16 protein-coding genes are annotated in these 22,319 nt (G+C 58.6%); 8 read left to right on the plus strand and 8 right to left on the minus strand.

Annotation, left to right across the window (positions count from 1 at the left end; translation table 11 throughout):
• Window position 1: 1 nt before the first annotated feature.
• The 3 genes from NAC44_RS12145 to NAC44_RS12155 all read right to left on the minus strand — a co-directional run bounded on the left by NAC44_RS12145 (window position 2) and on the right by NAC44_RS12155 (window position 2,047).
• Window positions 2–379, minus strand: a complete 378-nt coding sequence (locus tag NAC44_RS12145; RefSeq protein ID WP_250941103.1) for a hypothetical protein — start codon at window positions 377–379, stop codon at window positions 2–4.
• Complete coding sequence (locus NAC44_RS12150; RefSeq protein WP_250941105.1) at window positions 376–1,002, minus strand: alpha/beta hydrolase; 627 nt, start codon at window positions 1,000–1,002, stop codon at window positions 376–378. The genes NAC44_RS12145 and NAC44_RS12150 overlap by 4 nt, the downstream gene beginning before the upstream one ends.
• Before the next feature lie 79 nt (window positions 1,003–1,081).
• The gene (locus NAC44_RS12155) at window positions 1,082–2,047 is read right to left on the minus strand and encodes a ring-cleaving dioxygenase (RefSeq protein WP_250941107.1); all 966 of its coding nucleotides are present in this window, start codon (window positions 2,045–2,047) and stop codon (window positions 1,082–1,084) included.
• A gap of 218 nt (window positions 2,048–2,265) precedes the next feature.
• Here NAC44_RS12155 and NAC44_RS12160 point away from each other — a divergent pair, with 218 nt between their 5' ends.
• The 7 genes from NAC44_RS12160 (at window position 2,266) to NAC44_RS12190 (ending at window position 11,169) form a co-directional block, all read left to right on the plus strand.
• Entirely contained in the window at window positions 2,266–3,195 is a 930-nt protein-coding gene (locus tag NAC44_RS12160; protein WP_250941109.1) for a LysR family transcriptional regulator, read from the plus strand.
• A 71-nt stretch (window positions 3,196–3,266) separates the two neighbouring features.
• Window positions 3,267–4,976 (plus strand): thiol reductant ABC exporter subunit CydD, encoded by a 1,710-nt coding sequence (gene cydD / locus NAC44_RS12165; protein WP_250941111.1) that lies wholly within the window; start codon window positions 3,267–3,269, stop codon window positions 4,974–4,976.
• Window positions 4,973–6,688 carry an amino acid ABC transporter ATP-binding/permease protein gene (locus NAC44_RS12170; protein WP_250941113.1) on the plus strand — a complete coding sequence of 572 codons (1,716 nt, stop codon included), beginning with the start codon at window positions 4,973–4,975 and terminating at the stop codon, window positions 6,686–6,688. Before cydD ends, NAC44_RS12170 begins: the two co-directional genes overlap by 4 nt.
• A 547-nt stretch (window positions 6,689–7,235) precedes the next feature.
• Window positions 7,236–8,837: a cytochrome ubiquinol oxidase subunit I gene (locus tag NAC44_RS12175; RefSeq protein WP_250941115.1), complete on the plus strand. Its 1,602-nt coding sequence runs from the start codon at window positions 7,236–7,238 to the stop codon at window positions 8,835–8,837.
• Window positions 8,838–8,842: 5 nt separating this feature from the next.
• The gene (cydB, locus tag NAC44_RS12180) at window positions 8,843–9,994 is read left to right on the plus strand and encodes a cytochrome d ubiquinol oxidase subunit II (RefSeq protein ID WP_250941117.1); all 1,152 of its coding nucleotides are present in this window, start codon (window positions 8,843–8,845) and stop codon (window positions 9,992–9,994) included.
• Between the two features lie 17 nt (window positions 9,995–10,011).
• Complete coding sequence (gene cydX / locus NAC44_RS12185) at window positions 10,012–10,149, plus strand: cytochrome bd-I oxidase subunit CydX (protein ID WP_250941118.1); 138 nt, start codon at window positions 10,012–10,014, stop codon at window positions 10,147–10,149.
• 171 nt (window positions 10,150–10,320) lie between these two features.
• A complete protein-coding gene (locus tag NAC44_RS12190; protein WP_250941475.1) occupies window positions 10,321–11,169 on the plus strand; it encodes a DUF1989 domain-containing protein in 849 nt (282 codons plus the stop codon).
• Between the two features lie 436 nt (window positions 11,170–11,605).
• Here the strand turns inward: NAC44_RS12190 and aptA are convergent, their stop codons facing one another.
• Window positions 11,606–12,940, minus strand: a complete 1,335-nt coding sequence (aptA, locus tag NAC44_RS12195) for an omega-aminotransferase AptA (protein ID WP_250941119.1) — start codon at window positions 12,938–12,940, stop codon at window positions 11,606–11,608.
• Between the two features lie 142 nt (window positions 12,941–13,082).
• Here aptA and NAC44_RS12200 point away from each other — a divergent pair, with 142 nt between their 5' ends.
• Complete coding sequence (locus tag NAC44_RS12200; RefSeq protein WP_250941120.1) at window positions 13,083–13,631, plus strand: cupin domain-containing protein; 549 nt, start codon at window positions 13,083–13,085, stop codon at window positions 13,629–13,631.
• Window positions 13,632–13,744: 113 nt separating this feature from the next.
• Here the strand turns inward: NAC44_RS12200 and NAC44_RS12205 are convergent, their stop codons facing one another.
• The 4 genes from NAC44_RS12205 to NAC44_RS12220 all read right to left on the minus strand — a co-directional run bounded on the left by NAC44_RS12205 (window position 13,745) and on the right by NAC44_RS12220 (window position 22,247).
• Window positions 13,745–15,169, minus strand: a complete 1,425-nt coding sequence (locus tag NAC44_RS12205; protein WP_250941121.1) for a pyridoxal phosphate-dependent decarboxylase family protein — start codon at window positions 15,167–15,169, stop codon at window positions 13,745–13,747.
• Window positions 15,169–16,653, minus strand: coding sequence for a hypothetical protein (locus NAC44_RS12210; RefSeq protein WP_250941122.1), 1,485 nt, complete (start codon window positions 16,651–16,653; stop codon window positions 15,169–15,171). The genes NAC44_RS12205 and NAC44_RS12210 overlap by 1 nt, the downstream gene beginning before the upstream one ends.
• 253 nt (window positions 16,654–16,906) lie before the next feature.
• Window positions 16,907–17,836 carry an XdhC family protein gene (locus NAC44_RS12215; RefSeq protein ID WP_250941123.1) on the minus strand — a complete coding sequence of 310 codons (930 nt, stop codon included), beginning with the start codon at window positions 17,834–17,836 and terminating at the stop codon, window positions 16,907–16,909.
• Window positions 17,837–17,948: 112 nt separating this feature from the next.
• A complete protein-coding gene (locus NAC44_RS12220; protein ID WP_250941124.1) occupies window positions 17,949–22,247 on the minus strand; it encodes a molybdopterin cofactor-binding domain-containing protein in 4,299 nt (1,432 codons plus the stop codon).
• Window positions 22,248–22,319: the final 72 nt, after the last annotated feature.

A 22,319-nucleotide genomic window follows, 5' to 3' on the forward strand; every position in this document is an offset into this window, starting at 1 on the left:
TTCATTTCTTGCGGCTATGACCCCGAGTAAAGTGGACGTGCTCTAGCTCACCGGCCAGCTGACGCATACGGTCAAATGGAATGAGAAAGCGCAGATTGTCGAAAGGCGACAGGTGATGGCATTGCCAGGTCTCGGTGAGATCTGTGATCGCCAACGCTCCCGCGGCATGACCGCCATCGAAGATCAGCACTCCGTTGCGCCATAACCTATGCCGCTCGAAAGGTTTCAGCTGGATGATGACGCTATAGGCTGCCTGTGTGGCAATGGGCGGCAGACGGGTCAGGTCGCCGCCCGGATAACGCATTCGCTTTGTATTCAGGCCAAGAGTGCCGATCGTGGAGACGAAGGGCCTGCGGCCTTCCTCATCCCCATCACTCATGACGGCGCTCCCTGCGTTTTCAGCCAGCCGGCCGCCAGCGTCAGATCGGCCTGGGACAGACCGTGACCGGCAGGCAAAATCGTATGGGTGACGCTGTTGCCATTGGCTGTGAGCTTTGCGGCAAGGCGTGCAACATTGTCCTCAGGCACGATGGGATCCATGGCCCCGGAGAGAATGAGCACCGGCACGCCTGGACCGGCGATGGCTGGCGTGGCCTGCAAAGGCTCCATCGCCCGCAACAGCACCGCGCCGGACAAGGTGCCCGGATGCAACAAAAGCAGGGCCGCCGCAATATTCGCGCCATTGGAAAAACCGAGCGCCACAGGAGCAGCCAGCCCGTATTGCGTGCGGGCCTGCGTGATGAAATCCGCCAGATCCTTCGCCCGCTTGACCACATCCGCCTCATCGAAGACACCTTCCGCAAGCCTCCGGAAAAAGCGCGGCATACCGCCTTCCAGCACCGGACCGCGCGGCGAAAGAAGCGCTGCCCCCGGCGCAAGACTTTGACCGAGAGGCAGAAGATCATTCTCATCACCACCCGTGCCGTGCAGAAGCAGCAAGGGCCGCTGGCCTTCAACGCTGGCCGGTAAAAACCGGTGCACAAAAGAAAGAGACTGGGACATGAGAGCTTCCTCATTCAGACACAAGAAAGATGGGCCGGGAAAAGTTCCCCGGTCCGGCTTCGCGTAATTTTACTTATTATCAATGGGTTGCAGGATGATACGCTGGAATGTCGACGCCACTGATATCGGGCAGAACCGCCTCAATTTCAGCGCGATGGGATTCAAGTCCCTTTGGCAGTTTCAGTGCCATGCCAAGGCTTTCCACCGGTTCGTTGACGGCAAAGCCGGGGTCGTCGGTGGCGATTTCAAACAGCACCCCGCCTGGAGAGCGGAAATAGACAGAGCGGAAATAATCCCGGTCCTTCTGTTCGGTGGTGCGCATCCCATGGTTCTTTTGCAGCTTTTCGGCCATGGCTTGCTGATCAGCATCGCTTGCAGCACGGAAGGCGACATGGTGAACCGAGCCCGCACCCGGACGGGCAGGCAGAAACTCTCCTGCTTCACGCAGATCGACGATGCTGCCGATTGCATGACCCGGCGCCTTGTAGCGGGTGATCGTGCCTTCCTTTGCCACTTTTTCGAACCCGAAAACATCCGTCAGCACGGCAGCGGTTGCCTCGATCTTGTCAAGCAACAGGGTCACACCCTGAAAGCCGCGCAACGCATGTTCTTCAGGAATGCCGGCGACCGCATAGGCCGGTTCGCTTTCGATCCCGTCAATCCCGACCAGTGCCAGCCGCATGCCATCCGGGTCGCGGAATGGCAGGACGCTTTCACCGAAACGCTGCTCCAGATTGCCATGCACCACACCCATTTCGATGAAACGATGCGTCCAGAAGCCAAGCGATGCCTTCGGCACGCGATAACTGGTTTCCTGGGTTTCGCCGATGCCGAGGCGACCCGGCGCAACATGATCCCAGGGGAAAAAGGTCAGAATGGTGCCAGGATGGCCGAGCGCATCGCCATAATAGAAGTGATAGGTGCCGGGATCGTCAAAGTTGACAGTCTTCTTGACGAAGCGCTGGCCAAGAACCCGTGTGTAGAAATCGAGGTTCCGCTTGGCCGGACCGGAAATTGCCGTGACATGATGAATTGCACTGACCATTGTCTTGCCTCCTTGGAAGAAAAGTTCCTGACCGCACAGAGTGAAACAGGAAATTCCATTGAAATCATATGGTTGAAGCGAAACTCCGTCGCTTTCGATGGTCAAGGGATACGTCTTTTTTCCCCGCCTGTCAGGCAAATTACCTTGCATGGATGCAAAGTTGAATTTGCATGATATAAATGATCGATGCATTTGAGAAACAAGCGAACAGGCGTATCATGGCATTGACAAAACCCTTGGCCTGGGAAGACCTGCAACTGGTCAAGGCCGTGGCACAGGCCCGCGGCATGTCGGGGGCAGCTGCCGAACTTGGCATCGATCATTCCACCGTCTTTCGCCGTCTGGGCGCGCTGGAAACGGCGCTTGGCCAGCCGCTTTTCGAGCGTCGCCGCAGCGGCTACACCTTGACGGCAACCGGCGAGGAGGTGGTCGGCACCGCCAGGCGCATCGATCAGGATGTGATGGCGCTGGAAAGACGGCTGAAGGGGCAGGAAATCCTGCCCGCCGGAGAAATCCGCATCGCCACGGCGGACAGCCTGCTCATGCATCTTCTGACCCCGCTTTTTGCCCGCTTTCGCAAGGCCTGCCCGGATATCCAGCTTGATCTTGTCATTGGCAATCCGGCGCTGAACCTTTCCAGACGTGATGCCGATATCGCCATCCGTGCCACCGATAAACCGCCGGAAACGCTGGTTGGCCGAAAAATCGGCCAGATTGCCTGGGCGCTTTATGGCCGTGCCCGCGATTTTGCCGAAATCGGACCGAAATCGGATGCCGCTTCGCTGACAACCCATGATTGGGTGGCGCTTTCAGACGATATGGCAGCGCTCAATGTGGTGCGCTCCGCCATCAGCACGATTGCCCGCAACAGGCTGGTCTACCGGGCCAACTCGGTTCTGGCGCTGGCGGAAGCCATCGAGGCCGGGATCGGCATCGGCCATATTCCCTGCTTCATTGGCGATGTGAGACCGGGCCTTGTCCGTCTCTCAGACACTGTGCCTGATTTTACCGCCACGCTCTGGCTGCTGACCCATCCGGATCTGCGTCATTCTCCCCGTATCCGGGCGCTGATGGATTTTCTCGCCACAGAGCTGACACCCCTCAAGGACTTGATCGCTGGAAACACCGCCGACGTTGGGCTCATTTGACATAGATCATATCGCCTCTGGTCAAACCTGATAATTGTCAGGTCAGTCGCGCTCATTCACAGGCTTTTCCCGTGTCCCGTTCCAGTGCAGCATCTCATGTCAATCCCGCCGCCGATCCGGCCATGGTCCGGCTTGGTGCCCTCACCCGGCAGGCAAAAGCCTCGCTAACCCTTGCCGCAGGCCTGTCGATTGCCGCCAATCTTCTCTATATCGGTCAGGCATGGATTGTCGCCGATGGGTTCGGTTCGCTGGCAGCAGGGGAAAAACCGATGCTGTCGCCCCTCATGGCTGCGGGGGCATTTCTGCTGCTGGCGTTCATCCGCCATGCGTTGGACGCGCTTGGCGGGCGCATTGCCTTCCTTGCAGCTCAGAAAGCGGTCGCCGAAGAGCGGTCCGGTTTTATCAGGCGCAATCTTCTCCGCTCCCCTTTTGCTCCGGACCTGGCCTCCTCGGCGGCAGGTGCTGCGATTATCGGCGGCAAGGTCGATCTGATCGCACCCTTTCTCAGCCGCTATCGGTTGGCAGCCATGAAAGTGAGCATCATGCCCTTTGCGATCCTGGCTGCGGTGGCCACGGTCTCCTGGGTGGCTTCTCTTGTGCTTTTGATCAGCGGTCCACTCATTCCCGTTTTCATGGCGCTTGTGGGCATGGCCGCCCGCGACGCCAGCGAAAAACATCTGGCCGAGACCGGCACGCTGAACAGCCTGCTTTTGGAACGGCTGAATGCCTTGGCCGATATCAAGCTTTTGAATGGCCGCGAGGCCATGGTCGACCAGTTTTTCACCTCAGCCGATCAGCTGCGGCAGAAAACCATGGCGGTGCTGCGGCTTGCCTTCCTTTCTTCCACCGTGCTGGAACTTTTTTCTGCCCTCGGCGTGGCCATGGTTGCGGTCTATGTCGGCTTCAGCCTCCTCGGTACACTGAATTTCGGGGTCTACGGCCACAGCATGACCCTGACGGAAGGCATGTTCATGCTGCTGCTGGCGCCGGAATTCTTCACCCCCTTGCGCGATCTGGCCAGTGCCTGGCATGACAAGGCCGCAGCCCTTGCCGCCGCCAAGGAACTGGCCGATGACGAGACCAAAGCCACAGCGCGCATCATCGGGCATGGTAAAACGGCAGAACCGCTTGCAGGCCCCATTGAAATCATTGCAAACGGCCTCATGACCCGCCCCAGCAAATGGTATGAGCTGCAATATCCCGACCTGAAAATCACAGCAGGCGAAGCCGTGGCTCTGACCGGACCGAGCGGCGTCGGCAAGAGCACGCTTCTGGCGCTTTTGGCCGGGTTGAAAGCCCCCGAAAATGGCGCGATCACCGTTTGCGGCGTACCACTAGACGACGGCCATGCCGATCGCTGGCGGGCCCGTCTGTGCTGGATCGGTCAAAGCGCCCGCTTCCTCAGCGGCAGCATCCAGGCCAATATCTGCTGGTCGCAGCCCTATGATGCGGCGCGCATGGCCAAAGCCCTTGACTCAGCCGGTCTCGGCGAAGTCATCGCCAGCCTTCCGAACGGCATAGCAACACGGCTGGGTGAAAATGGCAATCGGCTCTCGGGCGGCGAAGCGCGCCGCGTGCTTTTGGCGCGCGCCTTCTACAGTCATGCCGATCTGCTTTTTTTCGACGAACCAACAGCCGATCTCGATCGACACACGGCGGAGTGGATCACCAGGGCATTGATGCAGCTGAAAACCGAAGGCCGCACCCTTCTGGTGGCAACGCATGACCGTCGGCTCGCCGCAGAACTGGATCGGGAAATCCGTCTGGAGGTTGCAGCGTGAAACGGCTCGTTCATCTCTTTCTGCTCGTCTGGCGGCCCCATCTACGCGCCTTTCTGCGCGGCAGCCTGCTCTCCATTGCCGTGCTTCTTGCCGGAGCAGCTCTGCTTGGCCTCTCAGGATGGTTCATCACGGCCACCGGCCTTGCCGGTCTGGCCGGTTTGGGTGCGAGCTTTAACGTGTTTGGGCCAAGTGCTGGTATCCGCTTTCTGGCGCTCGGGCGGCCCGCCGCCCGTTATGGCGAAAGGCTGACCACCCATGACGCCACATTGAAGGGCCTTGCAGAACTGCGCGCCAGGCTGCTTTCAGCGCTCTCGCAAGCACCGCTGCGCCAGCTCTCCACCATGGCCGGATCAGAACGGCTCAATCATCTGACCACCGATGTCGATGCCCTGGATGGGTTGGCGCTCAGACTGTTCATGCCGCTTCTGTCTGCGGTCATTGTACTCGGTCTCGGGCTGCTGACGATGTTTTTCGTCGTCTCACCCTCTCTGGCAATAGCGCAGGCAACAAGCTTCATGCTGGGGCTTTTAATCGCCATGGCGCTATCGCTACGGCTCACCATGACACCCTCCCGCTTTGCCCAGCGGGCCATGCAGGCGCTTCGCGCCCGCTATATCGATTCCATCCGCGCCCAGACCGAGCTTGCCGTGGCCGGACGGCTGGACGAAACCCATGAGCGGATCATGGCAGCCCAGAACCGGCTGCAAGATGCGCAGGCCAAAGTGGACAAGATCGAGCGGCTCTCCGGTTTCATCCTGTCAGCCTCGGCAAGCCTTGCGGCGGCCGCAAGCCTTTACATCGGCATCCGGCTGGCGGACAAGGGCCAGATCGATCCCGCGCTGGCCGCACTCGGCTTTTTTGCGGCACTGGGGCTCGCAGAAGCCATCGCCATGCTGCATCGCGGTGTGAGCGAACTGGGCCGTATGAGCGATGCCGCACGCCGGGTCGAAGCCTGTCTTTCACCCACTGCGCCAACCGTGGTCGCCGCACCCGTTGCCCCGAAAAAGTCACTGAACACCGGGCCACTCCTAGCGCTTCAATCCGTCAGCTTCTGTGCAGATGCAACCGCCGTGACCAGCAGACCCGGTCCGCAATCCCTCAGCCTGACCCTTGATGCCGGTGAAACCTTAGCCCTTTGCGGCGCAAGCGGCATTGGCAAAAGCACGGTTCTATCGATTATCTGCGGGCAATCTGCTGCCGATAGCGGCGAGATACTGCTGTATGGCATGCCTGTTCAGCAATATAGTCAAGCCTTCCTGCTGGAGCGTATCGCCCTTTTGCCGCAGCGCAGCACCCTGATCAGCGGCAGTATTTTCGATAATCTGCGTCTTGCCAGACCAAATCTCAACGCCACGGACGCCTGGAACGTTCTCGATGCTGTACAATTGACCAGCACCATAGAAACAAAGGGTGGCCTCGATGCGGTGCTGCAGGAAGCCGGCAGCGGCCTTTCCGGTGGAGAAAAACGCCGCCTTGCCCTTGCGCGCACACTGCTGCGCCGTCCTGCCCTCTTACTCCTCGACGAGCCGACAGAAGGGCTCGATGAGGCTACCGCCCGGGCAGTTCTCGACGGTGTGCGACGCCTACTGCCCAAAGCCGCCATTCTCATGGCCTCCCACAGGTCGGTGGAACAAGGCTTTGCAGAGCGCGTCATCACGCTTTCAAAGACCATGCCCGCGGGGAAAGAGGCAGACCTTCCGACAAGCCGGTGATACCCTGTCATCGCGGGGGTAAAACTCCATAGCGCTCCTCAATCTCTCTAAAGCCGGTCGCGTTTTATTGTCCTCGATAAAATGATAACGGACATATGAAAAAACAAAGGCTTAACGCGCGTTGACGGAGGCTGATAAACCGCAACGTGCTTTCTGGCATCCGCCGAAAAGTAGGAACCTGTTTTCGGATAAATCCGATGCGTACACAAAAACTGAGAGCATCGGATCTCAACTGATTTTCGATCCGATACTCTCGTGAAATGAATTTGACATTTGAGTCCCGGTTTCCTGCATAGCGCCGCACTCACCTGTCAAATTCCTTGGATTCCACAAGAATCATGTCGTTTCTCGTGGTTTTCATGATTCTGACATGTGCTCTCAACATGTCCGCCAATGCCGAGCAAATCTCAGAATCAAACCACTCGTTTTCCCATTGTTTTATTGTTTTCTTATTTTTGATCTCGATCAATACCCGCTCGGCATTGCCGTCTTAAAAAGACAACATCGTGTCATCCCGGACATGCCTTCGAGTAAGAGAGATGAGATCATGCAACTCGATATTGTCGAGCTGTCGCGCCTGCAATTTGCGATGACGGCACTTTACCATTTTCTGTTCGTTCCCTTGACGCTCGGCCTGTCAATTCTGGTCGCCATCATGGAGAGCGTTTATGTCATGACCAACCGCCCGATCTGGCGGCAGATGACGAAATTCTGGGGATCACTCTTCGGAATCAACTTCGTACTGGGTGTGGCAACAGGTCTGACCATGGAGTTTCAGTTCGGCATGAACTGGAGCTATTACAGCCAGTATGTCGGCGACATTTTCGGCGCGCCACTGGCAATCGAAGGTCTCATGGCCTTCTTTCTGGAAGCGACATTTGTCGGCCTGTTCTTCTTCGGTTGGGACAAGCTGTCGAAACGGGCGCATCTGGTCGTTGCCTGGCTTGTCGCCATCGGCACCAATTTTTCCGCACTGTGGATCCTGATCGCCAATGGCTGGATGCAGAATCCGGTTGGTGCCCAGTTCAACCCAATGACCATGCGCATGGAAATGACCAGTTTCTATGATGTGGTCTTCAACGAGGTCGCCCAGGCAAAATTCGTCCATACTGTTTCTGCCGGTTATGTCACGGCATCCGTCTTCGTGCTGGGTGTTTCCGCCTGGTATCTGCTGAAGGGCCGCCATGTCGAGCTTGCCCGCCGTTCGCTGGCGGTTGCCGCCAGTTTCGGCCTTGCCTCGGCGCTGTCGGTTGTCGTTCTCGGCGATGAATCCGGCTACAATGTCAGCCATTCGCAGAAGATGAAGATGGCCGCTATCGAGGGCATGTGGACGACAGAAAAAGCGCCCGCCCCCTTCACCATGATCGGCTTTCCCGATCAGGCCGCTCGTGAAACCCATTATGCCATCCATATTCCCTATGTCATGGGCCTGATCGGCACCCGTTCGCTGACCAAGGAAATTCCCGGCATCGACAAGCTGGTTGCCCAGGCTCAGGATCGCATCCGTTCCGGTCTGATCGCCTATGACGCCCTGATGACCATTCGGGAAAACAAGGGCAATGTGCCTGCCGCCGTCACGTCGAAATTTGAAGCGCATAGCGGCGATCTGGGGTTTGCCCTGCTGTTGAAGCGCTATGTCGACGATCCGCGCCAGGCAACGCCTGAACAGATTGCCATGGCCGCCAACGACACCGTGCCGACCGTCTGGCCGCTGTTCTGGGCCTTCCGCATCATGGCCGGTCTCGGCTTTGCCTTCATCGCCGTGCTTGCCATCTTCTTCTACCAGACTTCGTTCAAGAAGATGCAATATCCCCGCTTCATGCTGAAGCTGGCTGTACTGATCATTCCCGCCCCGTGGATTGCCGCCGAACTTGGCTGGTTCGTTGCCGAATTCGGTCGTCAACCCTGGACCGTGGATGGCGTGCTGCCCACAGCCCTGTCTGCCTCCTCGCTCAGCGTCACCGATCTGGCGCTCACCCTTGCCGGTTTCGTCCTGTTCTACACGGTTCTCTTCATCATCGAGATGGGCCTGATGATCAAATATATCCGCAAGGGCCCCTATATCGATGTTCCTGAAACCGATCGCTGGCAGAGCGAACATCAGATGCGGCTTTCGGCCCATCACAACCAAATCCAGCCAGCGGAGTAAGGACCATGATCCTCTATCAACTGATCGACTTTGACATTCTGCGTGTCATCTGGTGGCTGCTGCTTGGCGTGCTGCTGACAGGTTTTGCCCTCACCGATGGCTTTGACATGGGTGTCGGCGCACTCATCCCCTTCGTCGGCAAAACCGATAATGAGCGCCGCATCGCTATCAACACGATCGGCCCGGTCTGGGAAGGCAACCAGGTCTGGTTCATCCTGGGTGGCGGCGCCATTTTTGCCGCCTGGCCGCCGCTCTATTCCACCAGCTTTTCCGGCTTCTACCTTGCCATGTTCGCCGTTCTGGCCTCGATGATCCTGCGCCCGGTCGGCTTCAAATACCGCTCCAAGCGCCCCAGCCAGACCTGGCGCAATGCCTGGGACTGGGCCCTCTTCGTCGGTGGCGCGGTTCCCGCCCTGATCTTCGGCGTGGCCATGGGCAATGTCCTGCAAGGTGTACCCTTCCGTTTTGACCAGGATCTCAGGGTCTTTTACGATGGCACCTTCTTCGGCCTGCTCAACCCCTTTGCTCTTCTTACTGGCGTCGTCTCCTTGATGATGCTTCTCACCCACGGCGCATCGTGGCTGGCGCTCAAGACGGAAGGCACGGTTCAGGCACGCGCCCGTACCATCGGCTCGATCACCGCCCTCGTCATGATCGTCGCCTATATTCTGGCCGGTCTCTGGCTCTCGGCAGGCATTGAAGGCTATAGCGTCACCAGCGCCATTGCCGCCAATGGTCCGTCCAACCCTCTTCTCAAGGATGCTGCCCGCATTCCGAGCTGGTTTGTCGCCTATGACAGCCGTCCCTGGATCATAATTGCGCCGGTTCTTGGCATTGTCGGCGAACTTCTTGCCCTGATTTCCCTGCGCCGCCGCGGTGAGGTGACCCCGATCCTGTTTTCGAGCCTTGGGATTATCGGCACGATTTCCTCGGTCGGGCTAACCATGTTCCCCTTCATCCTGCCGTCATCCATCGATCCGCGTTCGTCGCTGACGGTCTGGGATGCCTCCTCCTCGCATCAGACCCTGTTCGTCATGCTGGTATCGGCGGTGATCTTCGTTCCGATCATCCTCGCTTACACAAGCTGGGTCTACAAGGTGCTCTGGGGCAAGGTGACCGAGCAAAGCGTCGTCGACCATAGCGAAACCGTCTATTGATAGAGAAAGGACATATCATGTGGTATTTTGCCTGGCTTCTTGGTCTGCCGCTTGCAGCCCTCTTCGGTGTCGTCAATGCGATGTGGGTGGAAATGCAGCAGGATCAGCTTACTATGGCCAAAGCGCCTGCTAAAAAATCCGGATCGGACGCCTGATCCCACCCTCGTCTTCATAGAAAGATGAAAGAGCCGCGCATGAAAATCCATGCGCGGCTTTTCTTGTTGAGGCAAAGATGAGGGATCGAATTTTCTTTTTCTTTTCCTCAATTTATGCAAGGTGATAGAAAAAGCGGCTGCACCATACCGGAGAGAATTGCCTTGTCTTTCATTCCATCGACTTCCGTCACCACACCCGAAGATGCAGACCAGCGCCGGGCCAAACAGCCCGTGATTGTCTATCCTGTCGGCAGCCTTCCTGAACCGGATATGGACGGCCTCGTGGCAATGCGTGAGACGCTGGTCAAGATCGATGAAGTGATCGTACCGCCACGCGAAGGCGGCAGTTTTTCCGTTCTGAAAGGGCATTTTGTCCGCTTTGTCAGCGTCGAAGGACCGCAGGTCGGCGATCTCAACCTTTGGAACGCGCAAAACCTTTCGGAGCGTTTTTTCAGCGGCAAGACACGCGCCCTGCACGCCACCCATGTCACGACCGGCAACCGGTTATGGAGCACACTGCCGTATCTGCGCCCTATGGCAACCATTACCCACGACACGCTCGGCTGGTATGGCTTCGACAAGGATGGCGCAGGCGTTCACGACGTCATCGGCACACGCTGCGACCCTTATACCAATAAACTGCTGAGCGGCGGGAATTATCATCATTGCTGCCATTCCAACCTCACGCGGGCTATGGCCCAAGCAACGGGGCTGAGCGAGGCAGAAGCCGAACCTCATGTTCATGACGTGCTCAACGTCTTCATGTGCACCGGCTTCACCCATGACACCCATCAGTATTTCATGAAGGCAAGCCCGGTGCGTCCCGGTGATTATCTGGAGCTTTTTGCCGAAATCGACCTTCTAGGCGCCATTTCCGCCTGTCCGGGCGGTGACTGCTCCGCAACCCACTCCAGTGACACCGCCGCCTGCTATCCTCTGAAAATCGAAATTTTCAGACCGGATATGACCCTGCTTGAAGACTGGTCCTACCCGGAAGCCAATGGATATATTTGGCCATAGGCGAATGGCTGGTTTTCATCCAGATGGCATCCCGGATCTATCAATCAGATCGATCGCTGTCTGGCAGATCAATCCCTGTCTGGTCTTGCGAAAAAGTCATCAGACATTGCGGTCGGATACGACGTTCAAATGATCCGGTGGGTGGCAGGCATTACAGCGTTGTGCGCCAAATATGGCGCACAAAGGTCGCTGTAGTGCATGTCGCGTTTCATTGATCACAATCAAACGCGACATGTTCTAGTGGTCTGATCGTAACATTTGCTACCGATTGCTGCACCGTTGAGTGCAAATGTGACGATCATAAAGACCACTAGCTATCTATATGTTTCTAGTGGATTTTTAAGAATTTGACATTTGATCTCAGAGGGTGCCGCAAATGGGTATCAAATGTCAAATTCAATCCACTAGAGCATCCATGGGGGGATGCATCCGGCCTTTATGCTGCCCGCTTCAGTGCATCGCCCAGCATGGAAACGATGGTGTCGATCTCGGTTTTTTCGATGATCAGCGGCGGTGACAGTGCAATGATATCGCCGGTAACGCGGATCAGCAGGCCCTTGTTGAAGCAATCGACAAAGACGTCGTAGGCGCGTGTGCCCGGTGCGCCGTCGCGCGGCTGCAATTCGATGGCGCCAACCAGGCCGAGATTGCGGATATCGACGACATGCGGCAGACCCTTCAGCGAATGCAGCGCCTCCTGCCAGTGCCCGGCCAAGTCTGCGCCACGGGTGAGCAGGCCTTCTTCCGCATAGACGTCCATGGTGGCAAGACCGGCGGCACAAGCAACCGGATGGCCGGAATAGGTATAGCCATGGAAAAGCTCGATCTGGTTTTCCGGCCCGGTCATCAGACCGTCATGCACCTTGCGGCTGGCAAAGACCGCACCCATCGGGATCGTGCCATTTGTGATCCCCTTGGCCGTGGTGATGAGATCAGGAACAACGCCGAAATAATCGGTGGCAAAGGGCGTACCGAGACGGCCGAAACCGGTGATGACCTCATCGAAAATCAAGAGGATACCGTATTTGTCGGCAATGGCGCGCAGCCGCTCCAGATAGCCCTTTGGCGGCAGGATCACACCGGCCGATCCAGACAGCGGTTCGACGATGACGGCGGCGATGGTTTCTGCGCCATGCAGCGCCACCAGCCGCTCCAGATCCTCGGCCAGCTCGATGCCATGGGCAGGCAGGCCCTTGGTGAAGGCGTTCTTCTCGATATCCAGCGTATGGCGCATATGATCGGCGGGAATCTGCGGGAAAACCCGACGGTTGTTGACCAGACCGCCGACGGAAATACCGCCGAAACCGACACCGTGATAGCCCTTTTCCCGACCAATGATACGGGTGCGGGTGCCCTGACCGATGGCGCGCTGATAGGCAATGGCGATCTTCAAGGCGGTGTCGACCGATTCCGAACCGGAACCGGTGAAGAAGACCCGGTCGAGCTTTGCATCGGGACCACCCGGCGCATTGGCTGCAAGGCGCGCGGCAAAATCGAAAGCGAGCGGATGGCCCATCTGGAAGGTCGGGGCAAAATCCATGGTGGACAATTGCCGCTCGACAGCTTCGGCGATCTTGCGCCGTCCATGGCCGGCATTGACGCACCAGAGGCCCGCCGTGCCATCCAGAACCTTGTTGCCGTCCACATCGGTGTAGTACATGCCGTTGGCAGCGGCCAGAAGCCGGGGCGCAGCCTTGAACTGCCGGTTGGCGGTAAACGGCATCCAGAAATTGTCGAGTACGGGTGTGTTGGTCCTGCTAGTGTGATCCATGATGGCCTCCATGACGATGAGACTGGATGAGCGATTTTCGTCTCTTGAACAAGCCTTTTTCTTGACTACCATAAGTTATTGAATTTATTGATTGCAAAGAGAGATACTTTCGCTATTTCAAACAGCAGAAACGGATGATGCCATGAGCGTCGACATCGGCGGTCGCCTGCGCTATCTGCGCATGGCCCATAACCTGTCCCAGCGGGAACTGGCCAAGCGCGCTGGCGTGACCAACTCCACCATATCCCTGATTGAATCCAATGCCACCAATCCGTCCGTTGGCGCGCTGAAGCGCATTCTCGACGGCATTCCCATCGGCCTTTCAGAATTCTTCGCCTTCGAGCCGGAACGTCCCCGCAAGGCCTTTTATGCGGCGGAAGAACTGACGGAAATCGGCAAGGGACCGATTTCCTACCGGCAGATCGGCGACAGCCTGTTTGGCCGCAGCCTGCAAATGCTGAAGGAATGTTATCAGCCCGGCGCCGATACCGGCAAGGTGCTTCTGGCACATGATGGCGAGGAAAGTGGCATCGTGCTTTCCGGTCGCATCGAAGTAACGGTCGATGACGAGCGACGTATTCTCGGCCCCGGCGACGCCTATTATTTCGACAGCCGCAGACCGCATCGCTTCCGTTGCGTCGGTCCGGTGCCTTGTGAGATAATCAGCGCCTGCACACCGCCGACCTTTTGAGATCTTACTGCATAATTCCTTAAATCGGAATCGATTTAAGGTGAAAATTATGCAGCAGATTAAAAGTGTTACAGCGTCATTTGTGCGCCATATTTGGCGCACGGCGCTGTAAATTACAAAGCATAATGCTCCATAAGCGCCTGCAGGGCCGCGATAAAACGCTCGAGATCGGCTTTGCTCGTGCGGTGATTGACGAGTGCACAGCGGATCACCTCTTCGCCATTCAGTGTCGTCCAGGAGGGGGCGGCAATCCCTTTCTCGTGCAAATCCATGACGATGGTGCGGATCATGTCGCGATCTGCACCACGGATGCCAAAACAGACGATATTGAGCGCAACGGGCGCCTTGATCTCAAGGCGCGGGTCCGCGCCGAGCCGTTCGGCTAGAGAACGCGCCAGATGGCAGCTCCGCTCAATCGCCGCGCCGATGCGGGCACTGCCAAGCGTTTCAATCGTCATCCAGGTTTTCAGGGCGCGTGCGCCGCGCGACAGATCGGGACCCAGATCGCAGGGCCAGATCTCGCCTGCCGCAAGCCCGCGCTCGGCTCTTTGCAGATAGGCCATCGGCTGGGCAAAGGCGGCGCGATGCGCCTCAGGGTCTTTCACCAGCAGAAATCCGGCATCATAGGGCACCTGTCCCCATTTGTGGAAATCCATGGCAATGGAATCGGCCTGTTCGACGCCCTCAAGCAAACCGCGCAAGGCAGGCGAAAATCCCATCATCGCCCCGATGGCACCATCGACATGAAACCAGAGGCTTTCTTCCGTGGCGATAGCAGCCAGCCTGCCCAGCGGATCGATGGCGCCGGTATTGACCGTACCTGCCGTTCCGACCAGAAGAAAGGGCAGATGGCCTTCTGCCCGATCTGCGGCAATCGCTGCTTTCAGCCTGTCCGTCCTGATCCGCCCGGCATCATCCACCGGGATTTTGCGCAATTGTGCCGACCCCAGACCGGAAAGCTCCATCGCCTGCGCAATACAGCCATGCGCCTCGCTGGATGTATAAGCAATCAACTGACGGGCTTGCCCCACCACCCCGTCAACCCGCACGGAAGGGCCGAGGCAACGGGTGCGGGCAATGACCACCGCCATGAAATTGGCCATGGAAGACCCGGTGACGAACACACCGCTTGCCGTCTTCGGAAAACCCAGCGCCTCGCTCATCCACAGGGCGATCTGTCGCTCAACATCCAGCCCGATATGGTTTCGCCCGCCGCAATTCATGTTCAGCCCGGCTGAAACGATCTCTGCCACCATGCCGGTGGGCGTGCCCGCCCCATGCACCCAGCCCATGAACAGCGGATGCAGATTGCCGGTGGCAAAGGGCATGACATGGGTTTTCACATCGTCCACCACCGCCTCAAGTGGGTTTTCGCTGACCGGCAGGGGTCGGGTAAAATGGGCCTTTGCCGCCGCATCCGCCTGCCGCCAGACCGGACGGTCACGGATCGTGGCGATATGGTCGATCACCTCATCCAGCAGCGCATGGGCCGTCTGGCGAAAAGCCTGCCAGTCCTCAGGATCGAGCGAGCGGGTCATCAGCACCCGTCCTGCCGGGACAGCAACCGCTCCAGCTTGTCAAAGACCCTATCAAGCCGGGTCTCGACCGGCTGTGCGGCCTGTGACAGGCTTTGGCCCGAGGTGAGACCTTCGGCAAGGGAGAGCACATCGGCGGCCGAGGCGGCAAGCCGCACCACGACACGTTCACCGAGAATGACCGGCTGGCCGATCTGGCAGACCGGACCGCAGCCATCCTCCCGCATGGCCTGCCAGATCCGCCGCGCTTCATCCGCGCCAACTGCATGGCCTAAGGTGTCGAACAGGCTCAAGGGGATAATGGCACGACGCGAAAGGTAATCACCTTCGTCATCTTCATGCAGGACAACATGCCGGGATACGGCCAGACGCTGCCGGATCAGCGCCAGAAAATGCGCCTTGATCTCTGCCTGCACCTCTGCTGTCACCGATGTCAGTGCCTCAAGATGGGAAAGCGGCGCAATCCAGCGCAGACCAAGGCCGAGATTGATCTTGCTTCTGGCATGAAAGCCGAGAGAACCCCGCAGATCAGACGGCCAGTCGAGATCGGCGCTGTAATCGGCCAATCCTTGCGGCAAGCCGCCCTTGTGCAAAAGCTCTGAGCGTAAGCGTTCAGGCAGAAGCAACGCGGCTGAGAAAGGCGGCCCGGCCAGAAATTTCGATCCGGTCACAATCACCAGAAAGCCGTTTTGCACATCCTCGGCAATCTCCTCCACCCGGCAGCGGAACTGGCAGGCATCGACGATCACACCGACCCGCTCAGGATCGAGCGCCAGAGCTGCCCTGGCTGCCGGACGCGACACGCCGGAAAGGCCGGTTTTCGATGTATCGAGAACATGCAGCACGACGTCGCGCCCACGCTTCAGCGCCGCCTTGACGGCGTCCAGCACTTCACTGTCAATCTCGTCCGTCGGACGCGCCCTGCCGGACATGTCGCGAATGGCTATGGTCATGAGCTCTTGCCTGTCGACCGGAAAACCGGAAACCGGCTGGCCGGCCTCGACCGTGACACCAAGCGCCGTGAGGCTGGAGAAATGGCAGCCTGCTGCGGCTTTCGCCACGCCGCTACCGGTTTCATCCGGGGCGATCAGGATGACGCTCACAGGGTTACGGCTCAGACCGGCATAAAGTGACACGGCCATCAGCTCGGCATCGGTGCCCGATGGGGACAGCACCACCTGCTCTGCACCAAGCTCGAAACAACGGCCAAGCCTGCGTCTCACATGGTCAAACCAGCCTTCGGCATCGCTTTCGTCAAAGCGCGATAGGGCGTCGAGAGAAAGCGCAAAGCCTGAGGGCGACACCGTGCTGGCTGTGGTGGAGGAGAAGCCGATCTCCTGCGGATCAGGCAGGCAGCGCGTGCCGTATCGGTTGCGACCACTGAGGGGATCGCAGTGAATGCGCTGATCGCCGCCCTCCTGCAGCAGCATCAACAGATAGGACGCCCCCTGTTGATCAGCAAGGCCAGACAGTCTCTGTAGATGCATGTCCTGAAAACGTGCCGGCACGAAACCTGGCTGCCCGGCAGGCGACTCATCCTTTTCTGCAGAGGCGTTTCTCAAGCGGCAATCCCTTTCTGCACAATGCGAGGCCGGAAAACCGCATCTCTGAGATTATCCAGTGCATTCAAACCTTTACAGCATCTCAACCGGGCTTGATAAACCTGCCTTGAGATGCCAAGGCGTGTCGATCATCCGTCTTCGATAACGCCAGTTAGGCCCTGTCTGGCTTGTCCGAGCCTTATTGCACCGTGGTGGCGAGGCCGAGAATTTCCGCCAGAACGGAAGCGGCAAGGGTGCGGGCGTCGCGCGCCGAAGGAATGACGCCAATGGGTCCGTGCAGCCTTTGCAAGGCGTCCTCGCCAAGACCTGCCGCCCGTAATCGTTCCAGCCGTCGGGCCGCGGCGCGATGGCTACCCTGCGCGCCGATGTAAAAGGCATTGCTGGCCAACAGCCATTGCAGGATCACCGTCTCCATATCGTGATCGTGGAAAAACAGCACGCCTGCTGTCTGCGCATCAAGATCGAGGCTGGTGAAAGAGGATGGCCCCGTCAGGTGAACCCTGCGGCTGGCCGAAGGCGCACGCTGCAATGTCTCCTCATCCGGCGAGGCAAGCACGGTATCATAGCCTGCGCCTGCAGCCATGGCGGTAAAAGCGACAGCCTCCGGCCCCTTGCCGAAGACGAGAAAGCGCGGATCGGGCAGAACGGTGAGAGCCAGTTTGGCCGAAGCGCTTGGCTCGTTCAGGACGCCCTCCAGTCCCAGCCAGAGAAAAAAGCTGCGGCGGGCGGCGACATCCGCCAAAATGTTTTGAAGATGCTCGGCCTTTGGCGGCGGCACGACAAGAATATCCAGCCCGCCGCCGCAAGGCAGGACAAGATCGAGAAACGGCGATCCCAGCCCATAGCGCAGACATTTGGCCTTGCCGGTCTCTGCCACCGCCTCGGCATGGGCGGCGATATCCTGATCGATACAGCCGGAGGAGAGCGTACCGGTGCGATGCCCATCATCCCAGACGATCATGCAGGCGCCGGGCGGTCGGTAAGAAGGCCCTTCCACACCGATGATGAAGGCCATGGCCACCGGTGTTCGGCCCGCAACAAGCGGAATTTCGCAGGCGCGCACCTGCGCCGTCTTCGGGTGAGGCGAAGACGGCCTCTCCATAGACATAGGTCGCTCCATGAAGGTCATGACCAGCTCTTTCGACAATCCATCGGAAGAAGGACGGCAAGTGCGGGCAGGCAATTGACCTTTCCAGCCAGTTGCCTGCCCGCCCTGCCCTTTATGCCAGGGCCGTAACGTCTGCCGCCGTCCTGACCGCCTGAACCGTTGCCGGCGCCGGCAGTTCAAAGAAGGGGCTCAGGCCACGCTCGACACGCGAGGCGCGAATGGCCGATTTCACCGCGAAGAACACCGTATTGGCCAGAACCAGTGGCGGCTCGCCGACCTCCTTGGACGAATAAAGCAGGTGGGGATCTTCCGGTACATTCTTCGCCAGTTCACGCGGGAAGAGCATGACATTCATCTCGATCGGAACGGTCGAGACCGCCGGCGGCTTGTAACGCCAGGTATTATCGGTGGTCATCACCCCGGCGCTCTCGCCCTTGTCCTCATAGACGATGTTTTCGCTCAGCACATAGCCGACACCCTGCATGAAACCGCCCTCGATCTGGCCAACATCGATGGCCGGGTTGAGGCTCTTGCCCATGTCATAGATCAGATCGACCCGCAGGATCTTCGTCTCGCCGGTCAGGATATCGACCTCAACCTCGGCACAGGCCGCATTATAGGTGAAGCCGATATAGGTATTGACCGTTTCGCTGAAGGAGGCGGTGCTGTCGATGGCAATGCCGGTTCCGGTCGGTTGCAGCGCATAGGGCCTGAACTCGACATTGGGCACTTTGTGATCGCCGCCGGTGATCTTCGCATTTGCCTGAACCTGAAGATTGACCCGCTCGTTAAAGGCCATCGAGACGATGTTTTGCCAGATGGTCTTGCCGTTATTGTTGGCGGGAACCGCCTGCCAGCCGTTGTTATAGTTCCAGTAGTCGATATTCTTGGACTTGCAGTAATCGTCGCCCTTGATCTTGCGAATACCCTCGACGAAGGCTTCCATCCGCGCTTTCATTTCCGTGCAGGCATTCTTGATCGCCGTACCGTTATACTGCGTGCCGGTGGATGCGCCGGTGCTGGAGGGGTTGGGAATGACGCGGGTATCGCTGCTTTCCACCCTCACCGTCGATAGCGGCACATTCAGGGCATAGGCGGCAATCTGGGTCAGCATGGTGATCATGCCCTGGCCCATATCGACACCACCCTGCTGGATGATGATCGTGCCGTCGCTCTCATAGATGCTGAGAAGCGCCGTGGTCTGCTCCAGCATGACGAGATTGAAGCCGGAGCCATATTTCAACGGGATCAGCGAAATGCCGCGCTTTCGCCATTTGTTGGCGCGGTTATAATCCTCCACCTTGCGTTTGCGCGCCTCGAAATCGCTCTTTTCCTTGGCATATTTCCAGACATCGCGCAGATAGCAATAGTCGAGCTGCTGGCCGCCGGGCGTTAGATCCTTTTCCTTATAGAGATTTTTCTCGCGCAGTTCCGTGACATCCATATCGAGCGCCACAGCGGCATCCTCAATGGCGTTTTCGAGGATCAGCGTGCCCTGAATGTCACCGAAGGCGCGATAGGCCGTATTCGGCGCCGTATTGGTGCGGCAGACATCGATGGTGGTTTCATAATATTTAATATTATAGGCATTGTCGACGCGCAGCTGAATGCAATCCGAGACGATGAAGGAACAGTCGTAAAACGCGCCGCCATTGCCCCAAAGATCGCCCTTCAGACCATGGATCAAACCTTTGGTGGCCGGATCGGTTGCGCCGGTATCCACCAAAAGCTGATACTGGCCGAGATAGGGGTGACGCCGACCGATCATGCCGCTGTCGCTTTCGCGGGTGAGCGCCATATGCACCGGGCGGTTGGACGCCCGCGAGGCAATGGCGGCCATGCAGGCGGTGAAGGTGGAAGGCCCGGTCTTGCCGCCAAAGCCGCCGCCGAGCTGGCGCACCTGAACGCCGATCTCGTTATGCGGCATGCCCAGCGCCTTGGCCACGGCATCCTGCACGCTTTTCGGGCTCTGCGTCGAGGAATGCACGGTGATGGACCCATCATCGCGCGGCTGAATGACGGTCGCCTGGGTTTCCATATAGAAATGCAGCTGGCTGCCGACCCTCTGGCCGGTGGCAACCACCTTGTAGAACACACCATCCCGCTCTTTCTCGCGGACAACCACCGTCATGTCACCCGGTGTGCGCGGCAAGACCCAATCAGTCTTCGTACCGGGCCGTTTCACCTTCCAGATATGCGCCATCCAGCTTGCCGTCTGCGGGCAATCGGGGAAAATCCAGTCCTTGGCCAGCGCATCCTCGATCGACAGCACCGGCTGTTCGCTATCCCCATGATTGTCATAGGCGATGCAATGCTCCGCCACATAATCGGCGGCAGCTTCGGCGCTGCGCTCCGATGTGCCAAGCACCATGGCCAGCGATTGCCCGGCATACATGATCGCATCGCCCGGCTCGAGAAACAGGGGCTGATCGCTGGCGTCACCGGCCATGTTGCTGCCGCCTTCGGGAATGTCGGCGGCGGTGACCAGCCGGGAGAACCCGCCAAGCCGCTCCTTCAGATGCTCTCCCAGCGCTTCGGGCTTGACGGTCTTTCCACTGGACGGATCGATGAAGCGATAGGTGCCAACGGCCCGTTGCGCCCCGATCATCGCGCCAAAAAGCGTGCCGGCCACCACCGGCGTCTCATGGGTGTATTTCACCTCGCCCTGGGCCTGATACATGGCCATCAGCTTGATATAGGGCTCGGACAATGGCTCCATGTAATGGCTGGTCTGATAGCTCTGGCTGCCACCGCTGACCGGCCAGTTCTGCCAGTGAGTGACGGCTGCCGAACGCAACTCCTCAGGCACCAGCGCCGGATCGACGACGAGAAGTGCATTCAGCACTGCCTTATAAAGATAGGACTGAGCCAGCTCCAGCCGATAGGCGTCGGTGAAACCTTCATTCGGCACGCTTGCCATGCGTTTGGCCCAGGCGGCAAGCTCGTCCTTCACCTCGACCGTAAGACAGTGCAGTGCCTTGGCCACCACGTCGGGGCTGGCCTTTTTCCCCTGCAGGAAGCTTATGGTCCGCTCCGGCCGCCAAGCATAGGGCGCAATGCCGCCAAACACCAGATTGACGAAGGCGATCTTCGGTTCCTGTCCGCCTGCCGTCTCCAGTGTGATGCAGGAGCCGGAATTGACGATGCTATGAGAATTTACCTCGCGCAACGCCGTCTTCTGCGCCCAGAACACCCCGTCGCGCTCTACGGACACCCGGTAGCGCAACAGGAAGAGATCCCCGGCAAGATGCGGATCTGCCGCACAGGCTGACATCAGCGCGCTGAGGCTCGATTGCCGGCGCTCGCCTTTTGAGATCAGGACGTAGTCAACAAGAGCATCGGCGGCGCAAAAGGCCGTGGCCAGATCCGAGGGGAAAGGTTCGCCGTCATGAATATGATGCAGGACCAGCATGGTGTTGCCGGCAAGCGAAGCGGCATTGCGCACCAGACTGCCCGCCGTGCGCCGACCCATATAATCCAGCATGGCGAGAACGCCATGACCTTCGCGGCCATTCGGTCCGAGATAGGCCAGCAATTCGCCATAGGTCACCCCTGCGCCGATCGACAGCTCACCCTTGTCTAGGACAATGCCGCGCAGATCCTCGATCGCGCCGATATCGACGTAGACTTCCGCCTCCAGCACCTCATCCTTATAGATGCCGAAGGAGGTGTTGCCATTGACCAGCCTTGCACGCGGATTGCCCCGGACAAGCGCGATGGCTTCATCGACACTGCCTGCCTCGATCCAGCGCTTGCCGTCATGCTCGTAACCGACCGGCTTGACCGGACGTCTTGCGCCTTCGGGAAAGGCGATCTCGACCTTTTCCGCCACGGCAGCGGCAGCAAAAGCCGGATCGACATAGCATTTCATCAGCTTGGCTTCGTCTTCGGCCGTCCAGTCGCTGGCGAAGGTTTTCATGCCGTCGAGCAGGGCGCGATAGCCGGTGCATCGACAGAGATTGCCGTCGAACAGTTCCTCGATATCCTTCTTGCTGCGGTTGTCCGGCTCATTGGCCAGAAAACCGGTCATCGCCATGACCCAGCCATTGGTGCAGTAACCGCATTGGGTACCGTTGTTCTTGGCCACCCGATAGGCAACCTTGTTCATGCATTCGCGCACGCTGCCCGTGCCTTCGATGGTGGTGACCGCAAGCCCGTTCAGGGCCGCGACAGGCCTGAGACAGGAATTGATCGGCAGATGAACCGGCTTGCCCTCCTCCTCATCCCAATGGGAGAGCACCACCGTGCAGCCGCCGCAACCGCCCTGCCCGCAGGGCTTTTTCGGCCCGGTCAGCCCGACTTCGGGGCTGCGCAGCCAGTCGATCAGCATCAGATCGGGCGAAGGTGACGAAATCACCCGTTTTTCGCCGTTCAGATAGAAAGTTACCTCTTTGGTGTGATGGTCGGCCACGCAAGATCCCCCTGTGCCACGCCTGAAAGATTTATAAAGTTGTTTTAAATATGCGTCACAGTCATAGAACTT

The sequence above is a fragment of the Allorhizobium sonneratiae genome (assembly GCF_023700755.1).
Lineage (GTDB): Bacteria > Pseudomonadota > Alphaproteobacteria > Rhizobiales > Rhizobiaceae > Allorhizobium > Allorhizobium sonneratiae.

What these genes read in the sequence shown, in the direction of transcription:
- aptA (WP_250941119.1), bottom strand. Translation starts at nt 12,940, where the DNA reads ATGGATCACACTAGCAGGACCAACACACCCGTACTCGACAATTTCTGG.
- NAC44_RS12200 (WP_250941120.1), top strand. Translation starts at nt 13,083, where the DNA reads ATGAGCGTCGACATCGGCGGTCGCCTGCGCTATCTGCGCATGGCCCAT.
- NAC44_RS12155 (WP_250941107.1), bottom strand. Translation starts at nt 2,047, where the DNA reads ATGGTCAGTGCAATTCATCATGTCACGGCAATTTCCGGTCCGGCCAAG.
- NAC44_RS12175 (WP_250941115.1), top strand. Translation starts at nt 7,236, where the DNA reads ATGCAACTCGATATTGTCGAGCTGTCGCGCCTGCAATTTGCGATGACG.
- cydB (WP_250941117.1), top strand. Translation starts at nt 8,843, where the DNA reads ATGATCCTCTATCAACTGATCGACTTTGACATTCTGCGTGTCATCTGG.
- NAC44_RS12145 (WP_250941103.1), bottom strand. Translation starts at nt 379, where the DNA reads ATGAGTGATGGGGATGAGGAAGGCCGCAGGCCCTTCGTCTCCACGATC.
- NAC44_RS12215 (WP_250941123.1), bottom strand. Translation starts at nt 17,836, where the DNA reads ATGTCTATGGAGAGGCCGTCTTCGCCTCACCCGAAGACGGCGCAGGTG.
- cydX (WP_250941118.1), top strand. Translation starts at nt 10,012, where the DNA reads ATGTGGTATTTTGCCTGGCTTCTTGGTCTGCCGCTTGCAGCCCTCTTC.
- NAC44_RS12160 (WP_250941109.1), top strand. Translation starts at nt 2,266, where the DNA reads ATGGCATTGACAAAACCCTTGGCCTGGGAAGACCTGCAACTGGTCAAG.
- NAC44_RS12205 (WP_250941121.1), bottom strand. Translation starts at nt 15,169, where the DNA reads ATGACCCGCTCGCTCGATCCTGAGGACTGGCAGGCTTTTCGCCAGACG.
- NAC44_RS12210 (WP_250941122.1), bottom strand. Translation starts at nt 16,653, where the DNA reads ATGCATCTACAGAGACTGTCTGGCCTTGCTGATCAACAGGGGGCGTCC.
- NAC44_RS12150 (WP_250941105.1), bottom strand. Translation starts at nt 1,002, where the DNA reads ATGTCCCAGTCTCTTTCTTTTGTGCACCGGTTTTTACCGGCCAGCGTT.